The 15,934-nt window shown below is 64.7% G+C and carries 16 protein-coding genes; 10 read left to right on the top strand and 6 right to left on the bottom strand.

Going from position 1 to position 15,934, the window contains the following annotated elements; translation table 11 throughout:
* Nucleotides 1-15: 15 nt before the first annotated feature.
* The 3 genes from ACWYRN_RS22465 to ACWYRN_RS22455 all read left to right on the top strand — a co-directional run bounded on the left by ACWYRN_RS22465 (nt 16) and on the right by ACWYRN_RS22455 (nt 2,588).
* On the top strand, nt 16-717 hold the full coding sequence (locus tag ACWYRN_RS22465; protein WP_488689973.1) for an aspartate/glutamate racemase family protein: 702 nt from the start codon (nt 16-18) through the stop codon (nt 715-717).
* Nucleotides 718-1,055: 338 nt separating this feature from the next.
* Entirely contained in the window at nt 1,056-2,252 is a 1,197-nt protein-coding gene (locus ACWYRN_RS22460) for a serine hydrolase domain-containing protein (protein WP_488689971.1), read from the top strand.
* 6 nt (nt 2,253-2,258) lie between these two features.
* Nucleotides 2,259-2,588, top strand: a complete 330-nt coding sequence (locus ACWYRN_RS22455; RefSeq protein ID WP_488689969.1) for a DUF3471 domain-containing protein — start codon at nt 2,259-2,261, stop codon at nt 2,586-2,588.
* A 33-nt stretch (nt 2,589-2,621) separates the two neighbouring features.
* On the opposite strand, the gene ACWYRN_RS22450 is transcribed toward ACWYRN_RS22455, so the two are convergent.
* The gene (locus ACWYRN_RS22450) at nt 2,622-3,728 is read right to left on the bottom strand and encodes a metallophosphoesterase (RefSeq protein WP_488689968.1); all 1,107 of its coding nucleotides are present in this window, start codon (nt 3,726-3,728) and stop codon (nt 2,622-2,624) included.
* Nucleotides 3,729-3,880: 152 nt separating this feature from the next.
* Nucleotides 3,881-4,297: a helix-turn-helix domain-containing protein gene (locus tag ACWYRN_RS22445; RefSeq protein ID WP_488689967.1), complete on the bottom strand. Its 417-nt coding sequence runs from the start codon at nt 4,295-4,297 to the stop codon at nt 3,881-3,883.
* Between the two features lie 76 nt (nt 4,298-4,373).
* On the opposite strand from ACWYRN_RS22445, the gene ACWYRN_RS22440 reads away from it, so the two are divergent.
* The 6 genes from ACWYRN_RS22440 (at nt 4,374) to ACWYRN_RS22415 (ending at nt 10,578) form a co-directional block, all read left to right on the top strand.
* The gene (locus tag ACWYRN_RS22440) at nt 4,374-5,210 is read left to right on the top strand and encodes a class I SAM-dependent methyltransferase (protein WP_488689966.1); all 837 of its coding nucleotides are present in this window, start codon (nt 4,374-4,376) and stop codon (nt 5,208-5,210) included.
* Between the two features lie 199 nt (nt 5,211-5,409).
* Nucleotides 5,410-7,563: a TonB-dependent siderophore receptor gene (locus tag ACWYRN_RS22435; RefSeq protein ID WP_488689965.1), complete on the top strand. Its 2,154-nt coding sequence runs from the start codon at nt 5,410-5,412 to the stop codon at nt 7,561-7,563.
* 879 nt (nt 7,564-8,442) lie between these two features.
* Nucleotides 8,443-8,934 (top strand): Hcp family type VI secretion system effector, encoded by a 492-nt coding sequence (locus tag ACWYRN_RS22430; RefSeq protein WP_488689963.1) that lies wholly within the window; start codon nt 8,443-8,445, stop codon nt 8,932-8,934.
* Nucleotides 8,935-8,943: 9 nt separating this feature from the next.
* Complete coding sequence (locus ACWYRN_RS22425) at nt 8,944-9,399, top strand: BPSL0067 family protein (protein ID WP_488689962.1); 456 nt, start codon at nt 8,944-8,946, stop codon at nt 9,397-9,399.
* On the top strand, nt 9,396-9,842 hold the full coding sequence (locus ACWYRN_RS22420) for an STY0301 family protein (RefSeq protein ID WP_488689960.1): 447 nt from the start codon (nt 9,396-9,398) through the stop codon (nt 9,840-9,842). The genes ACWYRN_RS22425 and ACWYRN_RS22420 overlap by 4 nt, the downstream gene beginning before the upstream one ends.
* A 283-nt stretch (nt 9,843-10,125) precedes the next feature.
* Nucleotides 10,126-10,578 carry a hypothetical protein gene (locus tag ACWYRN_RS22415; protein WP_488689959.1) on the top strand — a complete coding sequence of 151 codons (453 nt, stop codon included), beginning with the start codon at nt 10,126-10,128 and terminating at the stop codon, nt 10,576-10,578.
* Nucleotides 10,579-10,630: 52 nt separating this feature from the next.
* Here the strand turns inward: ACWYRN_RS22415 and ACWYRN_RS22410 are convergent, their stop codons facing one another.
* From ACWYRN_RS22410 to ACWYRN_RS22395, 4 genes are all read right to left on the bottom strand, one after another.
* On the bottom strand, nt 10,631-11,473 hold the full coding sequence (locus ACWYRN_RS22410) for a DUF817 domain-containing protein (protein ID WP_488689957.1): 843 nt from the start codon (nt 11,471-11,473) through the stop codon (nt 10,631-10,633).
* Between the two features lie 216 nt (nt 11,474-11,689).
* Nucleotides 11,690-12,655, bottom strand: coding sequence for an alpha/beta fold hydrolase (locus ACWYRN_RS22405; RefSeq protein WP_488689956.1), 966 nt, complete (start codon nt 12,653-12,655; stop codon nt 11,690-11,692).
* Complete coding sequence (locus tag ACWYRN_RS22400) at nt 12,652-13,461, bottom strand: SDR family NAD(P)-dependent oxidoreductase (RefSeq protein WP_488689954.1); 810 nt, start codon at nt 13,459-13,461, stop codon at nt 12,652-12,654. The genes ACWYRN_RS22405 and ACWYRN_RS22400 overlap by 4 nt, the downstream gene beginning before the upstream one ends.
* Nucleotides 13,458-14,945, bottom strand: coding sequence for a flavin-containing monooxygenase (locus tag ACWYRN_RS22395; protein ID WP_488689952.1), 1,488 nt, complete (start codon nt 14,943-14,945; stop codon nt 13,458-13,460). Before ACWYRN_RS22395 ends, ACWYRN_RS22400 begins: the two co-directional genes overlap by 4 nt.
* A 114-nt stretch (nt 14,946-15,059) precedes the next feature.
* On the opposite strand from ACWYRN_RS22395, the gene ACWYRN_RS22390 reads away from it, so the two are divergent.
* Nucleotides 15,060-15,689 carry a TetR/AcrR family transcriptional regulator gene (locus tag ACWYRN_RS22390; protein WP_488689950.1) on the top strand — a complete coding sequence of 210 codons (630 nt, stop codon included), beginning with the start codon at nt 15,060-15,062 and terminating at the stop codon, nt 15,687-15,689.
* Nucleotides 15,690-15,934: the final 245 nt, after the last annotated feature.

The raw sequence follows: 15,934 nt of genomic DNA, 5'->3' as shown, positions 1-15,934 counted from the left end.
CGGAGTGAAACACCCATGACCCAACACATCGGTATCGTCGGCTGCTCGGCCGAGGGTGCGGCCCTGTGCTACCGCACCATCTGCATCGAAGGCGAACAGCAGCGCGGCCCGCACGCCCATCCCGAAGTCAGCATGCACACGCATTCGCTGGCCGACTACCTTGCGTGCATCGAGGCGGGCGACTGGCAGGGTGTGGGCGAACTGATGCTGGCGTCGAGCGAGAAACTGGCGCGCAGCGGCGCCGATTTCCTGATCTGCCCGGACAATACGATCCACCAGGCCTTGCCCCTGATCGCCGCGCGCTCACCGCTGCCCTGGCTGCACATCGTCGATGCCGTCGCGGCCCAGGCGCAGGCGCGCGGCTACAGCAGGCTCGGGCTGCTCGGCACGCGCTGGCTGGTCGAGAGCGAAGTCTATCCGGAGCGCCTGGCGCCGCTCGGCATCGAATGCGTGCGCCCGCCGCAGGAGGAGCGCGAGGACATCAACCGTCTCATCATGGACGAACTGGTGCGCGGCGACATCACGCCGGAGGCCGTGCCGCGTTTCCAGAGCGTGATCCAGGGGCTGGCGGCAGAAGGCTGCGACGCGGTGGTGCTCGGCTGCACCGAGATTCCGCTGGTGATCAATCCCGGCAATTCGCGCCTGCCTACTTTGGATTCGACGCGCCTGCTGGCGCGCGCGGCGCTGGCCAGGGCTGCGGACGCGTCAAAAACCTAGGGTGGCCGGCCACGGCGCTGGCAAGGCGACGCCACTGTTCCGGCCGTCGGCAACAACGCGCGCGGAGCACACGCAGGATCGCGTTCTCGCGACAGCAATTGGCGTTGAGAACAGCGACGCCTTGGCTGCTGTTGAACATTCTGTCCGGAGTACGGAACCTCGATACTGGCGAAATTCCCCGGACCCTTGTCCACGGAGCGGCTGCATATTCTCTGCTGGGGTGTTCGTGACACCTAGGCGGGGTCTGGTTACGTGACGGACCGCTTTCATCCCACTGTCGAGCACGGCCATCACAAGGCCGCTAGAGTCGTGCCATCCCAACGACAGCACCGGAATCCATGAAAACAGTCATCAACTGCATGAACGTCATCGCAATGTTTGCCGAAACGTACACCAGTACGCGCCGCACGCCTTTATATCTCCTCGCAATGATCAGCGTGCTTCCACCGATGGCGCAGGCGCAGACAGGCGCAAACGATGCCGCTACCATCAGTGCGCGCATTGAACGGGTGGAAACTGGCCTGCTTGGACCGGTCGCTATCACAGGCCAGGCGCCGAAGCGCATGGCCCTTTCCGAGCGCATGCTTGCACTGAACGTTCCAGGTGTGAGCATCGCCATCATCAACGACGGCAAGATCGAATGGGCGCGTGGTTACGGCGTGGCTGATGCCAGCGACAAGCGTCCGGTCTCGACCGACACCTTGTTTCAGGTCGCATCAATCAGCAAGAGCGTGTCGGCCGCCGCGATCCTGCGCCTGGTCCAGCAAGGAAAGCTTGGCCTTGACGACGACGTTAACAGCCGCCTGCTGTCGTGGAAACTGCAAGGCGCCCCAGGCGCGCCCGCGCCAGTGGTGACGGTGCGCCAGCTGCTCAGCCATACGGGCGGTTCCACCGTCAGCGGGTTCGCCGGCTACACACCTACCGAGCCTGTGCCCGGCCTGCAAGCGATTCTGAACGGCGAGAAACCTGCCAATTCGCCGCGCATCTTTGTCGACACCCGACCCGGCCAGGCGCTCCGCTACTCGGGCGGTGGCTATACCGTGCTGCAGCAAATGGTGATGGACATGACCGGCCAGCCATTTGACAAGCTGATGCAGGCCAGCGTGTTCGATCCGCTGAACATGCGCCACAGCACCTTCGCGCAGCCGCTTCCCCCACGCTTGCAAGCCAATGCCGCCAGCGCCCATGACAAGTCCGGCGCCGTGCTTCCCGGGAAATGGAACACCTATCCGACCCTCGCCGCAGCCGGCCTGTGGAGCACACCGAGCGACCTGGCGCGCTTCGTGATAGCAATCGAGCAAGCCAGCGACGGCAAGTCGGCCACCTTCCTGTCCAAGCCAATGGCCAGCGCCATGCTGACGCCTGTCCTGAACCAATATGGCCTGGGCATGTCCCTCGACGGGCGAGGCGCAGACGCGCGTTTTTTCCACAGCGGTGTCAACGCCGGCATCCGTTCAACGATGGTCGGATATGTCTACAAAGGTCAGGGTGCAGTCATCTTGACCAACAGCGATAACGGAGGCGGTTTGATTTAGGAACTGTTGCGCGGGATTGCAGCGGAATACAAGTGGAACGATTACAAACCGGTCGAACGCGTCCTGGCGCCGGCCGAACCCGCCCTGTTCGCCCGATACACGGGCAAATTCGCTGTTGCCGGCCGTACGATCACGGTGACAACCCGGGATGACACATTATTTGTACAGGAGGATTCGTTTGGCACCCAGCCCATTGCATTGCTGCCGGAATCTGCCACACGCTATTTTGCGCTGGAAGCAAACCTGACACTGACATTCCTTCCGCAATCCGATGGAGCTGTCGATGCTGTCGACGTGGCGTACTTCGGCAACTATCGGGCCACCCGCATCAAATGATGGGGACGCACCACACGCGTCGGGCCTCGCAGCTTACTTTGAGCGCAGCGTCAGCTTCACAATCTCCCCCGGCTGCCACAGGCGCATGCGCGGCCCCCAGCCGCCGGCGCCGCGGCTGACCACCAGGTCCATGCCGTTGACCTTGTACTCGCCCATGTAGCGCGGGAACTGGCGCTGCACCAGGTAATTGAAGGGCCAGATCTGCCCGCCGTGCGTATGCCCCGACAGCATCAAATCCACACCACGCGCCGCCGCACCCTCGACGATGCGTGTGGCCGGAATATGGCATAGCAGGATGGTCGCCACGCCGCTGTCCGCCGGCACGACCGTATCCAGTCCACCCAGGAACTCGCCGCCGCCGCGCATGGTGCGGCCGATGTCGTCGATCCCCGCCAGCACCAGTCCCGGCGCCAGCTCGACCTTTTCGTTGCGCAGCCAGCGCACGCCGCCTGCCGTGAACTCGGTGATCGTGGTGTCGACGTCGCCATAGAACTCATGGTTGCCGGTCACCGCCCACACGCCGCGCGGCGCTTTCAGCCGGCGCAGCACGGCGGCCAGTTCCGGCTCGCCCAGCGGATTGTCCTCGACCTGGTCCCCCACCATCACCACGGCAGCCGGCTGCAGGGCGTTGATCTGCTCGACCCGCTGCGCCATCCATTCGGAGCGGCGCTGGGCGCCCAGGTGCAGGTCGGACAACGCCACCAGCACCATGCCGTCGAGCTCCTTCGGCAGGTTCTTCAAGGCCACTTCGTATTCGCTGATGGCCGGCGCGCGCACCGCCTGGAAGATCGCGAAGGCGCTCACCAGCACGCCAGCCACGGCGGCCATGCCGAGCAGGCGCGGCGCGCGGTCGCGCCACCACAGGCCGAAACCGGCCAGCAGGTCGGCCACGAGCAGGCACAGGGTCATCAGGAATAGCACGCCGAGCCAGGTCATGGCGAACTGGCCCGGCCACCAGCGCCAGTCGATCGCCTCGTCGCCCAGGCGCACGCCCCACAAGTAGAAGATCCAGACCAGGATGACGGCGATCCACCAGGCGCGCGCCGGAATTCGGCGGCGGACCGGACCGACGCGGTGGATGCGGTGGGCAACGTAGAAGTGAAAGAGGGAACCGATGACGTTCAGGATGATCGAAAACATGGTCTGGCTGCGCCGCCGGGCGGCAGTATCGAATGAGGCCGGCGGGCCTGGAGCTGGTGCCGGAAGAGCGGCGATCTTAACCCATCCGCTGCCCGCTTGCCGGGCTCGGCCGTACACGGGTGCAGCTCAAGCATGCAGCGTACGCGTGCCGCTCAGGTCTGCCCCGGCGCGCGCCGCTTGTTCGGTACGGGCCGGGCGGCACCGGCCAGGATGCGCCGGAAGCGCGGGCATTCGAGGTGGCTGGGGGCCGGGCAGGCGGCGGCGTGGCGCAGGCCGTCGCGCAACACCGTCAGCTTGCGGATGGTGCGGTCGAGCTCGTCGGCCCTGGCGCTCAGCAGGGGACGGTCGATGGCCAGCCTGCCGTCCGCCGTGAACATGGCGCCGATCTCGGCCAGCGAGAAGCCGGCGGCGCGGCCGAGGGCGACCAGGGCCAGGCGTTCGAGCACGCCGGCGCCGAACACGCGCCGCAGCCCGCGCCGGCCGGTCGAGGCGATCAAGCCTTGTTCCTCGTAGTAGCGCAGCGTCGAGGCGGGCAAGCCGCTGCGTGCCGCCACTTCCGCGATATCCATCGATTCGTCCTTGACTTCAAGTCCACTTGAGCTGGCACGATAGCACCGGACGACCATTCCAGACAAGGAGACGAGCATGGGAACCGAAGCGAGCGGGCAGGGCGCATTGTGGACAGGCAGCGCCGGTAATGCCTGGGTGGACGAGCAAGCGGTGATCGACCAGATGTTCCGGCCGATCGAGACGCTGCTGGTGGAGGCGGCGGCAACGACGCCGGTGGAACGGGCGCTGGACGTCGGCTGCGGCACCGGCGGCACCACGCTGGCGCTGGCCCGGCGCCTGGGGCCGGGCGCCAGGTGCACCGGGATCGACATCTCGGAGCCGATGATCGCCAGCGCCCGGCGCCAGGCGCGGCAGGAGGGCTTGCCGGTGGACTTCGTCTGCGCCGACGCCCAGCATCACCGCTTCGAGCCGGCCAGTGTCGATCTGGTGCTGTCGCGCTTCGGCGTGATGTTCTTCGACGACCCCGTCGCCGCCTTTGCCAACCTGCGCCAGGCCACGCGCCCGGGTGGACGCCTGTTTTTCGTCGCCTGGCGCGCGGCCGAGGAAAACCCCTTCATGACGGCGGCCGAACACGCGGCGCGCCTCCTGCTGCCCGGCCTGCCCCAGCGTCACGCCGATGAAGCCGGCCAGTTCGGCTTTGCGCGCGAGGACAGGATTCGTACCATCCTGGCGCAGGGCGGCTGGCAGCAGGCGACAGTCGAACGACTCGATGTGCCATGCCGCTTTCCCGAGAGCGAACTCGACGGCTACCTCAGCCGCATGGGCCCGGTCGGCCGGGCGCTCGCGGGCCTGGATGCCGACATGCGGCAGCGCGTACTCGGCGCGGTGCGGTCCGCCTTCAACGCTTGTATCAGCGGCGACACGGTGTCGTTCCGGGCGGCCTGCTGGGTGGTCAGCGCGCGGGCCGGCTGACGGGGGCCAGCCCGGCGGGATCAGCGGGGGCACGCACGACGCGCCAGGCATTTATTTAATTGCCATAAGGATAGCTCTTCCTTATAATGAGAATGCGTTATCGTTAGCGGCAAGTCTTTGCTGCGCTTTTCCCGCCTCGCCAGCCTTCGACCACGCTGGACGGCAGCCGTATTCCTGAACACACCACATGAACGCAAGAATGCCCGTACCCCGCCGTATCACGCTTGCCGTGCTGCTCGCCACCCTGTCCTGCGCCGCCGCCAGCCATGCACACGACGAGGCGGAGACCGCCGGGCCATCAGCCGACGCAGCCAGCGCGGGCACACCCGCCGCGCCGGCCCAGTCCACGGTACGCGTGAGCGGACAGCGCCAGCACTACCGCAGCCTGTCGGCCACCGGCGCCACCAAGACCGACGCCCTGTTGATCGACCTGCCGCAAAGCGTGCGCGTGCTGACCTCCGACCTGCTGGCCGATGCCGGCATACAGACACTGGCGGGCGCGCTCGACCTCACCAGCGGCGTCACGCGCCAGAGTAACCTGGGCGGTTTGTGGGACAGCTATGCCATGCGCGGCTTCACCGGCGACCCGAACTTCGGCTCCGACTACATGGTCAACGGCTTCAGTTCCAGCCGCGGCTACAACGGGCTGCGCGACAACGCGAATACCGACAGCATCGAGGTGCTGAAGGGCCCGGCTTCGGCGCTCTACGGACGCGGCGAACCGGGCGGCACCGTGAACATCGTCACCAAAAAGCCGCGCTTCAAGCCCGGCTATTCGGCCGACCTGTCCGCCGGCAGCTTCCACACCTGGCGCAGCGCGGTCGACCTCACCGGGCCGCTGAGCGAAAACCTCGCCTACCGCCTGAACGCGGCCTTGGAAAAGGGCGACAGCTTCCGCGACGTCATCACGGTCGAACGCACGCTGGTGGCGCCCTCGTTCATCTGGCTGATCGGCGAAGCGACCACGCTGTCCTGGGAAATCGAGGCCGCGCAGCAGAAGACCCCGTTCGACCGCGGCGTACCGGCGGTGAAGGGCGTGCTGGGCGTGGTGCCGAACACGCGCTTCCTCGGCGAGCCGGGCGACGGCAAGGTCACCGTCAAATCCTTCGGCCAGCAGCTGTTCCTGCGCCACGAATTCAACCCCGACTGGTCGCTGCAGAGCGGCCTGTCCTACCGCGACAGTTCCTTGCGCGGCTTCTCCAGCGAAGTCAACGACATCCTGGCCGACAGCCGCACCGCGCGGCGGCAGCACCGCTATCGCGACTGGTCGTCGACCGACGCCTCCGGTCGTATCGAGATTGTCGGCAAGCTGCGCGCGGCGGGGCTGGTCCACAACGTCCTGGCCGGCGCCGACTTCTACCGCTTCAGGGATGCGCGCATCCTGCTGCGGCGTAACCCTTCCGCCGCCAACGGCTACCTCATCGACATCTTCGACCCCGTCTACGGCGGCGTGGCCGACCCGCTCGCCCTGTCGACCTCGACGCGGGAAAGGCAGCAGGCGCGCGGCCTCTACGTGCAGGACCAGATCGACTTGTCGGCGCGCTGGAAGGCGCTGCTCGGCCTGCGCCACGACAGCTACGAGCAGACCGTGGCCAACCTGCGCACGGCGCTGTCGAATACGCAAACGCTGTCCGAGACCAGTCCACGCATCGGCCTCGTGTACCAGCCGCTGCCGAACATCGCCGTGTACGCGAACGCGGCGCGCGGCTTCCGGCCGAACAGCGGCATCAGCCTGGAAAACACGGCCTTTCCGGCCGAAAGCAGCCGTTCCTACGAGATCGGGGCTAAGCTCGACAGCGCCGGCGGCAAGGCCAGCGCGACGCTGGCGCTGTACAGGATAGACAAGACCAACGTGCTAACCACCAATCCGGTGAACACCGATTATGCGATCTCGGCCGGCGAGGTCGGCAGCAAGGGCGTGGAGCTGGACGTGTCGGGCGAAATCTGGAAGAACCTGCGCCTGTCGGCCGCCTATGCGTACACGGACGCCACCGTCACCCGTGGCGACAACACCATCGTCACCGGCAGCCGCTTTCCGAACGTGCCGAAGCAGAGCGCCAACCTGATTCTCACCCAACGCTTTGCGCTCGCCGGCGGCGCGGCGACGCTGGGCGGCGGACTGAATTACGTGGGCGAGCGCTTCGGCAATGTGGCGGCATCGAGCCGTTTTGTTTTGCCATCCTATACCACGGCGAGGCTGATTTCTTCGTACGCGCCGAGCGCCAGGCTGCGGATTTCCCTGAACATCGACAACCTGTTCAACCGCACGTATTACGCCAGTTCGTACAGCGAGGCCTGGGTCAACCCGGGCACGGAACGCAGCGCGACGCTCAATTTGCACTACAAGTTCTAGAAGCCCCGGCCTGTATGCGCTGCACAAAACTGCAATAGGCCGCTCTCGAAAATCTGCGAGCGCCTGGATTGCTAGCCCGGCGACATCAACCGCTACGTTCCAGGTGAGCCGCCCGACGATGACACGGCAGACCTGCCGGACTAGATCTCGCTGCATCCTTCGGTATGTCTGGCAAGATGCACGGACAAGCTGAAGGTGCAGCTTAGTGAAGCGGCGCTCCAGGTGCGATGGGAATCACATCTACTTCGGGAGCCGACCTACGAGGGTCGGACTGGCTTGACGGCCTGCCGGAAAAACCTGGACTGGCCAGGCGCTGTCGACTGGCATAATCGACCGACGCCAACGAACACACCGGGACGGCCCACAAGGGTAAAACACCATGGGCCGTCCTGCCAAGGCCAACGCTGTCGCAGTCAAACTGTGGAAGGCTGATAACAAAGCCTCTATCAGCGCCACCGCTGTCCACATCGGCCTGTCCGACTCCACAGTTAAAAGTTACTATACCGCCAAGAGCTAACAGAGGTCACCGGAAGCCCGCAAGGACCAAATAGCTCATGGGCACGGGGTAGCAACAGATATTTTAAAGCCGCCACGGTCCTTCTGTGGCCTCGGCTATTTTGCATTGAGGGAGGCAACCGACCCCGCGACTTTTCCAGTCTGCCCGATTCCTGAACGCCCTCCCTCCGCAGATATATTTTTTTGCATATCTGCTACTAACTCCCTCCAGACCCTAACTCCCCCAAAAATTTTAGGTTTTTTCAAGCTGTGGGCGTGCTCCTCTCTTGATACCCCTCCCGCTACCTCTTGACCGCTCCCAACCTCTCCATAATTAACTCAAGCAACAATCGTTCGCTTGCTCAACCCACAACGGAGGAACGAATGGCACTGGACGCTTACTTGCAAATTGAGGGGATTAAAGGTGAATCTAGCGATAGCGGCCACAAAGATTGGCTAGAAATCACAGGTGTGACTTGGAGCGTTTACCAGCCACGGGCCGGGGTTGCCTCCACAGCAGGAGGCATGACAACCGGGCGAGCCGAACTGTCGAACCTCTCCTTCAATAAGCTAGCCGACATTTCGTCGCCAGTGTTGCAGCAAACCTGTGCAATGGGGAAGACGATCCCCAAGATGAAATTCGAGTTCATGCGTGCAGACGGTGACGGCAAGCCGATCAACTACTACACCGTGGAAATCGAGAACGTGATGATCTCCAGCATCACCCCAGAAAGCGGCGAAGGCGGCGTCGTTCGAGAGAGCGTTCAGCTTGCTTACTCCAAAATGAAGTGGAAATACACCAAGCAAGGCATCCGGGGCGGCACCGAGGGCAACTCGTCCGGCGGCTGGTGCTGCGCTACGAACAAGTGCGCCTAAGGAGGCAACATGCCGCACCCAGTTGTCTACCAAGGCGACTTGAAAGCCTTGCTACAGAAGTGGAAAGACGCGGACACGAAGAGACTTGCTAACGGGCAGTGCGCACGGCTCCCTCAAGAGCTAACCAGCGTCGGTCATACAAGCGGCTGGATACGAGGGCCGAAAGTGCTTGACTCTCCCCACTTGCTCCCCGGCACAGTAATTGCAAACTTCAAGTTGGTTGATGGTAAATTCAAATTCCCCAACCAAGAAGGCTGGCACGCTGGCCTGTTCCATCGTTTCGAGGGAAGACGGATCATGACCAACGGGCTACCTTGCGAATTTTCAATGATCGACCAATGGGTAAAGAAGAAGCCCGGCGAACGAGGAATGGCAATTCTTCCCGAGTCGTTCATGACAAGATTCCCAGACCATTACAAGCCCTCAAACATGGCCGACGAATTTTATGTGGTGCTTGTCAAATGAACAAACTCCTACTCGTAAGCCTTGTCCTGTCCTCGACCGCACACGCGCAAGTGATCGAGTGCCCCAAGCTCTTCCCCTCCAACGAGACCGCCTTTAGCGAAGTCAGTTTAGGCAAGACAGGGGCGGCTCGCGTCCAAAGAGGGCATCTATCTCACGCTTATATGTACTTTGGCGAGCTCTACGGCGAGCAGTTCTTTACGCCCCCAGTGAGCAAAAAAGTAAAGGGCGGCTGGGATGCCAAGTACACCTTTAGTCCAGAGTACAAGAACTGGTTGGTATGCACGTATGGCGGCGATGCGTGGGGAGGCGGAACGGTGGAACGGTGGGAGAGGCTTGACCCCAAAATCACTTCCTGCTTGCTTAAAGTGCGGCAAGTGAAAGAGCCGCAGATGCAAACCGTCTGGAAAGCGACGGCCGACTGCAAGCAGCCCTCCGCTCATTGAGAACATCGCAAGGGAGTGCGGCGAGCCGTCGATTTGAGCACTCCTTATTTGTTGGTCCGTCAACATCACCCTTACGGATGAGTGCACATGACGTGCACCCGAACAAGCCGAACCCTGCATAACACTCGCTTTTACATCCAATCTCATCATCGGGTAGACCGTCGATAACTTCAGTTCGACCTATTATTTCGAAAAGCCTTGCGGGCGCTTGCCTCGTCGATCCACGCTGAGCGAGAAGAGCAAGCAGTCTGTTCTGAAGCGGTACACCGAAGATATCCGTGCGTTGACGATCCACGATGCGCTTGCGGCATTCCAGCGCTATGACACCGCCTGCTCGCTCAGGGTCGGTTTTGAAAAACTGCAGGGTATTGCGCAGGACGCAGCGAACAATCACCAGACGATGCTCGAACATACGGAGCACTTCACGCAACAAGAAAACGAACTTACCTCGACCAAAGCAACGATCGACACGCTCAAGACGCAACTGGTCACATTGGCCAGGAATATGGGTAATGGTGAATCTAGGCTAGTGGCGGACTTGATCGCAAAGCTGAAGTCAGCCAAGAACGAGACAGCCAGAAACTCTCGATTGCGGAAATCGAAGGGATCCTGCAGACCCATATCAGATCATCCGAAACATCGGCAAGATTGCAGGAAACTCAATACCGCGGCGATCGCCCAGCCGCTTGCGGTTGCTACATCCGACCTGCCTGATCCTGTGGCGCCTGCGAAATAGTAGAGTTGCAGGAATGCCATTCCTGCGAAGCGCCTTCAAAGCGGCAGTCGGCTCAGTCTTCCGGAATATGGATCCTGGCCTTTACGTGCTTCAGGCTGGCCACGATGGTGAAGGTCATGATCACCAGCAGCGACCACGAACTCCATTTGCTGAGGTGGACCAGCGACCAGGCGCCCAGCTGGTTCGGATAGCGCCACACGCCCCAGAAGGTGCCGATGTTCTCGGCCAGCCAGATGAAGAAGCCGATCAGCACGAAGCCCAGCAGCAGCGGCATCTGGCGCTCGCGGTCGAGCGGGCGGTAGATCACGACCGTGCGCGAATACAGTCCGAGCGCACAGGCGGCCAGGTACCAGCGGTAGTCGCCGATGTAGTGGTGGGTAAAGAAGTTCGCATAGATCAGGATCGCGATCGTGGCCGCCATCCAGTAGGGCGGGTGGTGGCGCACGCGCAAATCCAGCATGCGCCAGGCCTGGATGATGTAGCTGCCGATCGCCGCGTACATGAAGCCGGAGAACAGCGGCACGCCCAGTACCTTGGTATAGGCGAAGTCCGGATAGCTCCACGACTGGATGCTGCCCGATACCTTGAACGCTTCGAGCGCGAAGCCGACCGCGTGGAACAGGCAGACCGCCTTCAGTTCGTCCCAGGTTTCCAGTTTCGACCAGACCATGCCGAACTGGATGGCCAGGGCCACCACCAGCAGCAGGTCGTAGCGCGGGATGCCGGCGATGCCGGTACGCGGCATGAGCAGCACGGCGGCCATGAAGGTGAACACGAACAGGCAGGCACGCGCCTGCTTGATGCCGAAGTACCAGAATTCGAGCAGGCCGCGGCGCAGGCCGGCCAGCTGGCGCGGGCGGTCGTCGAGCAGGAGGTTGTCGAGCGCGGTAAGCATGGTGGCCGGGTTGGAGGACGGTTGCGAAAAACCCGGCTCGACGGCCGGGCGCCAACGCCAGTGTAGAGCCAAGCCGAGTCGGGAAGCAACGGAAAAGCGACGGTGTGGTGGCGTTGTGGTTGGTGGTGTTTCTAGGCCGGCGATTTATTCGATCGTACGCGGCCTGCGGGATGGTGGGTTCGAGAACCCACCCTACAGCGGCGGCAGGTTTCTACCTCACCCCGCCCGCTGTTGCGGCGCCGCCGCACGCGCCGCGCGCTCGACGAAATCGGCCACCACCTGCGGCTGGGTCACGGGCAGCATGTGCCCGCCATTGACCAGTTCCAGGCGCGCGCCCGGCACCTTGTCGACCAGGGCCTGGCCGTTTTCCCGCCAGTCGAGGATGGCGTCCTGGCGCCCGTACAGCACGCTGAGCGGCAGCGCCAGTTCGGCGTAGCGGCTTTGCACCAGCGGCATGCGCAGCGGGATCGCCTGCAGGTCGCTGGACGCGGCCAGGAACTGCGAAGGGCGCAGGCTGTGCAGGCCGCCGCCCTTGACCGCGAAGTCGGCCGGCGGCCGCTCCGGTGCGAACACGGCGGCCAATACCTTCTTGCTGCCGACGATCGCGCCCGGCGTGGCCAGGGTCCAGGCAAACAGCTTGCGCACCCAGCGCGTCTCGATGGTCAGGGCCTTGAACACCTGCGGCGCCGTTTCCGGCGCGTGCGTCAGCGGCGCCACCAGGGCCAGGGCGCCGACCGAGGCCGGGTGCTCCACGGCCAGCGCCAGGGCAATCGCCCCGCCCAGCGAGTGGCCGACCACGGTTGGGCGGCCCAGCGCCAGCCTGTCGATCAGCAGGGCCAGCGCCGCGGCCTGGGTCGAGACGTCGGCCGAGGTCATCTCGTCGCGCAGCGAGTGGCCGGAGCCGGGGCGGTCGACCACGACCACCCGGAACGAGCGTGCCAGTTGCTCGGCCAGGCCGTAGTCGAAATGGCTCATCTGGCCGCCCAGGCCATGCACCAGCAGCACGGCCGGAGCGCTCTCAAGCCCGCTCTCGCGCACGTGCAGCTGCCCGCCGGGCACGTCGACGAAACGTCCCTTGGCAGGCAGGTACTGGACGATGCGCGCCGCGGTGCGCCGCGTGAACCAGGCCAGGCCGAGCAGCGGCAGCGCCGCCAGGCCGAGGAAGAAGAGGAGGGTGTTCATCGGGAAGTCGCTTTCTTCAGGTAGCGCCAGTAATTCACCGGCGCCAGGCGTTCGAGGATGGAGACGGCCTTGGCATCGCTGCCGACCAGGATACGTGCGTCGCGCCGTTCGATGCCGCGCGCGATGATTTCGCCCGCTTCCTCGGGCGCCAGGCGCAGCAGGCGTTCGGCCACCTTGCGGCCGCGCTCGATTTCCTCAGGCGGGGCGCCGGCCGGGATGCGGGCATTGCGCGCGATCGAGGTGGCCACGCCGCCCGGATGGACCACGCTCACGCCGACCGTGCTGCCTTCGAGCTCGTGGCGCAGGGCCATGGAAAAGCCGCGCACCGCGAACTTGCTGGCCGAGTATGCCGACTGGCCCGGCGGCGACACGATGCCGTAGATGCTCGATACATTCACCACGCGCGCGTCGTCGCTGCGGCGGAGCATGGGCAGGAAGGCGCGCGTCATGCGCACCACGCCGTTGAAATTGATGTCCATCAGCCACTCGAAGTCGTCCTCGGACACCTGCTCGAAGCTGCCGCCCAGGGCCACACCGGCGTTGTTCATCAGGATGTCGATGCGTCCGTGCGCGGCCTGCACCTCGGCCGGCAGGGATTGCACGGCCTCGCGGTCGGCGACGTCGAGCAGGTGGGTGGTGACGCGCACGCCCATGTGGGCAAGCAGGCGGGCCGATTCGCGCAGGCCTTCGGCGCTGATGTCGGCCAGCGCCAGGTGGCAGCTGCGGCGCGCCAGGGCGAGGGCAGTGGCGCGGCCGATGCCGCTGCCGGCGCCGGTGATCAGGGCGACACGGTTCGAGACCTTCAAGGCATGCTTCCTTCTCTTCCAAAGCGGATGACGCCGTCGGCGATGCGGCCGAAGCGGATCGTCATCATGTCCTGCAGATAGTTTTGATAGACCTGCCACGGCCGGCGCGAGCCCTGCTGCGGCAGCAGGGCGGCGGCGCGCTGCACGTAGCCTGAGGTAAAGCTGAGGAAGGGCGCGGGCGTCACGCCCGGCTCGCGCCGCACCACGGCGACCTGCTGGCCGCGCCGGTCCATGTGTTTCAGCAGGCGGCAGACCCACTCGGCGGTGAGGTCGGCCTTCAGCGTCCACGAGGCGTTGGTATAACCGAAGCTCATCACGCAGTTCGGCAGATCGGACAGCATCATGCCCTTGTACGACATCGCCTCGTTCGGCGCGAAGGGCTGGCCGTCGACCGTGATCGCCGCGCCGCCCAGGATGCACAGGCTCAGGCCGGTGGCCATGACGACCACGTCGGCCTCGAGTTCCTGGCCGGACTTCAGCAGCAGGCCGCGTTCCGTGAAACGGGCGATGTGATCGGTGACTACCGAGGCCTGGCCCTTGCGGATGGCGCGGAACATGTCGCCGTCGGGCACCACGCAGACGCGCAGGTCCCACACCTTGTAGCTCGGCGTGAAATGGGTGGCGACGTCGAAGCCCGGCCCCAGCTGGTGGCGCGCCATCTCGACGATGCGCTGCTTCGCCAGGTCGGGTTTCGCGCGCGCCAGGCGGTAGAGCAGCATCGATTCCAGGATCACGCGCCAGCGCGTGCCCCAGTAGGCGGCCCTGGCCGGGAGCAGCTTCTGCAGGCGCCGCGCGAAGCGGTATTCGGATGGGCGCGCCACCACGTAGGTCGGGGAGCGCTGCAGCATGGTCACGTGGGCGGCCTGCCGCGCCATGGCCGGCACCAGGGTGACGGCGGTGGCGCCGCTGCCGATTACCACCACGCGTTGGCCAGCGTAATCGAGGTCGCGCGGCCAGAACTGGGGCTGCACGATGCGCCCGCGGTAGCCGTCCTCGCCCTCGAACCCGGGACGGTAGGCCCGGTCGTAGCTGTAGTAGCCGCTGCACATGTAGAGGAAACGGGCGCGCACGGTGCGGGTGGCGCCATCGGGGCCATCGGGGCCATCGGCATGGACGGTCCAGCAGGCCGCCGCGCTCGACCACTCGGCGCGCACCACCTTGTGGCCGTAGCGGATGTGGGCGTCGATGCCGTGCTCGCGCGCGGTCTCGCGGATGTAGCGCAGGATCGACGGGCCGTCGGCAATCGCCTTGGCGTCGAGCCAGGGCTTGAAGGCGTAGCCCAGCGTGTACATGTCGGAGTCGGAGCGGATGCCGGGATAGCGGAACAGGTCCCAGGTGCCGCCGCTGGCCTCGCGCGCTTCCAGGATCGCATAGCGCTTGCCGGGGCAGCGCGCCTGCAGGATGGCCGCCGCGCCGATGCCCGAGAGGCCGGCGCCGACGATCAGCACATCCAGCAAGCCGTCCTCTTCGGGTGGGTTCAGCATGGTGTCTCGCGATTGATCTAGTATTAAGAACGTAATTGACACTCTACATTGTCAACTTTGCGCTGGCAAGCTGAAACTTTCCGGTCCGCACCCGGCCTGTGTCAAAATAGCTGGATGACGCCAGAACTCCAACCAGCGCGCGCCTACCGCGGCGTGTCCATCGAAGAACGCCGCGCCCAGCGGCGCGCGAAGCTGATCGCCGCCGCGATCGCCGTGTACGGCAAGCGTGGCTACCGCCAGGCCACCGTCAAGGCCGTGTGCGAGGAAGCGGGGCTGACCGAGCGCTATTTCTACGAATCCTTCGAGAACAGCGAAGACCTGCTGATCACGTCCTACCAGACCGTGACCTACAAGGTATTCGGCGAGATCGCCGCCGCCGGCCAGTCGGCGGGACGCGCGCGCGGCGAGCGCGCGCGGGCCATGCTGCGCGCCTACTTCGGTGCGCTGCAGCGCGACCCGCAGTCGGCGCGCGTGTTCCTGGTCGAGATCCGCGGCGTGAGCCGGGCCGTCGACCAGGCCTTCGACACTTCGCTGCAGGCGATCGGCGAGGAAATCGCACGCCACGCCGCGCCCGGCGCCGCCGGCGACGAACTGTTGCGCGCCGGCGTCATCGGCGGCGTCATGCACATCGCCCTGCGCTGGATCGACCAGGGCTACCAGCCGCCGCTCGACAGCGTGGTCGAAACCGCACTGCGCCTGGGCATGGTGCTAATCGGGCCGGCGCCGCGCCGCAAGGCCGGCTGAGGCGGGCAGGCGCGCAGCTTCCTGCACTTCCTCTTGGTTACGCATTCATCGTTCTCAACAAGCAAGGCAACCCTCCCTATACTGTGCACGACCGCCCCTGCGGCTATGTTCGCGGCGGCGGCGAGACCTCCGTGGCAGCCAGACAAGCACTTCATGCACGACGCATGAACGTGCACGACTGGCAAGCCAATCGCTCGGCAATGAGCCCTGTGATAGGCTGACCACGTCGGCGTCACCGGTTCGAA

The organism is Massilia sp. BAP21 (assembly GCF_057801335.1).
This window is presented reverse-complemented; position numbering and strand designations above follow the sequence as displayed.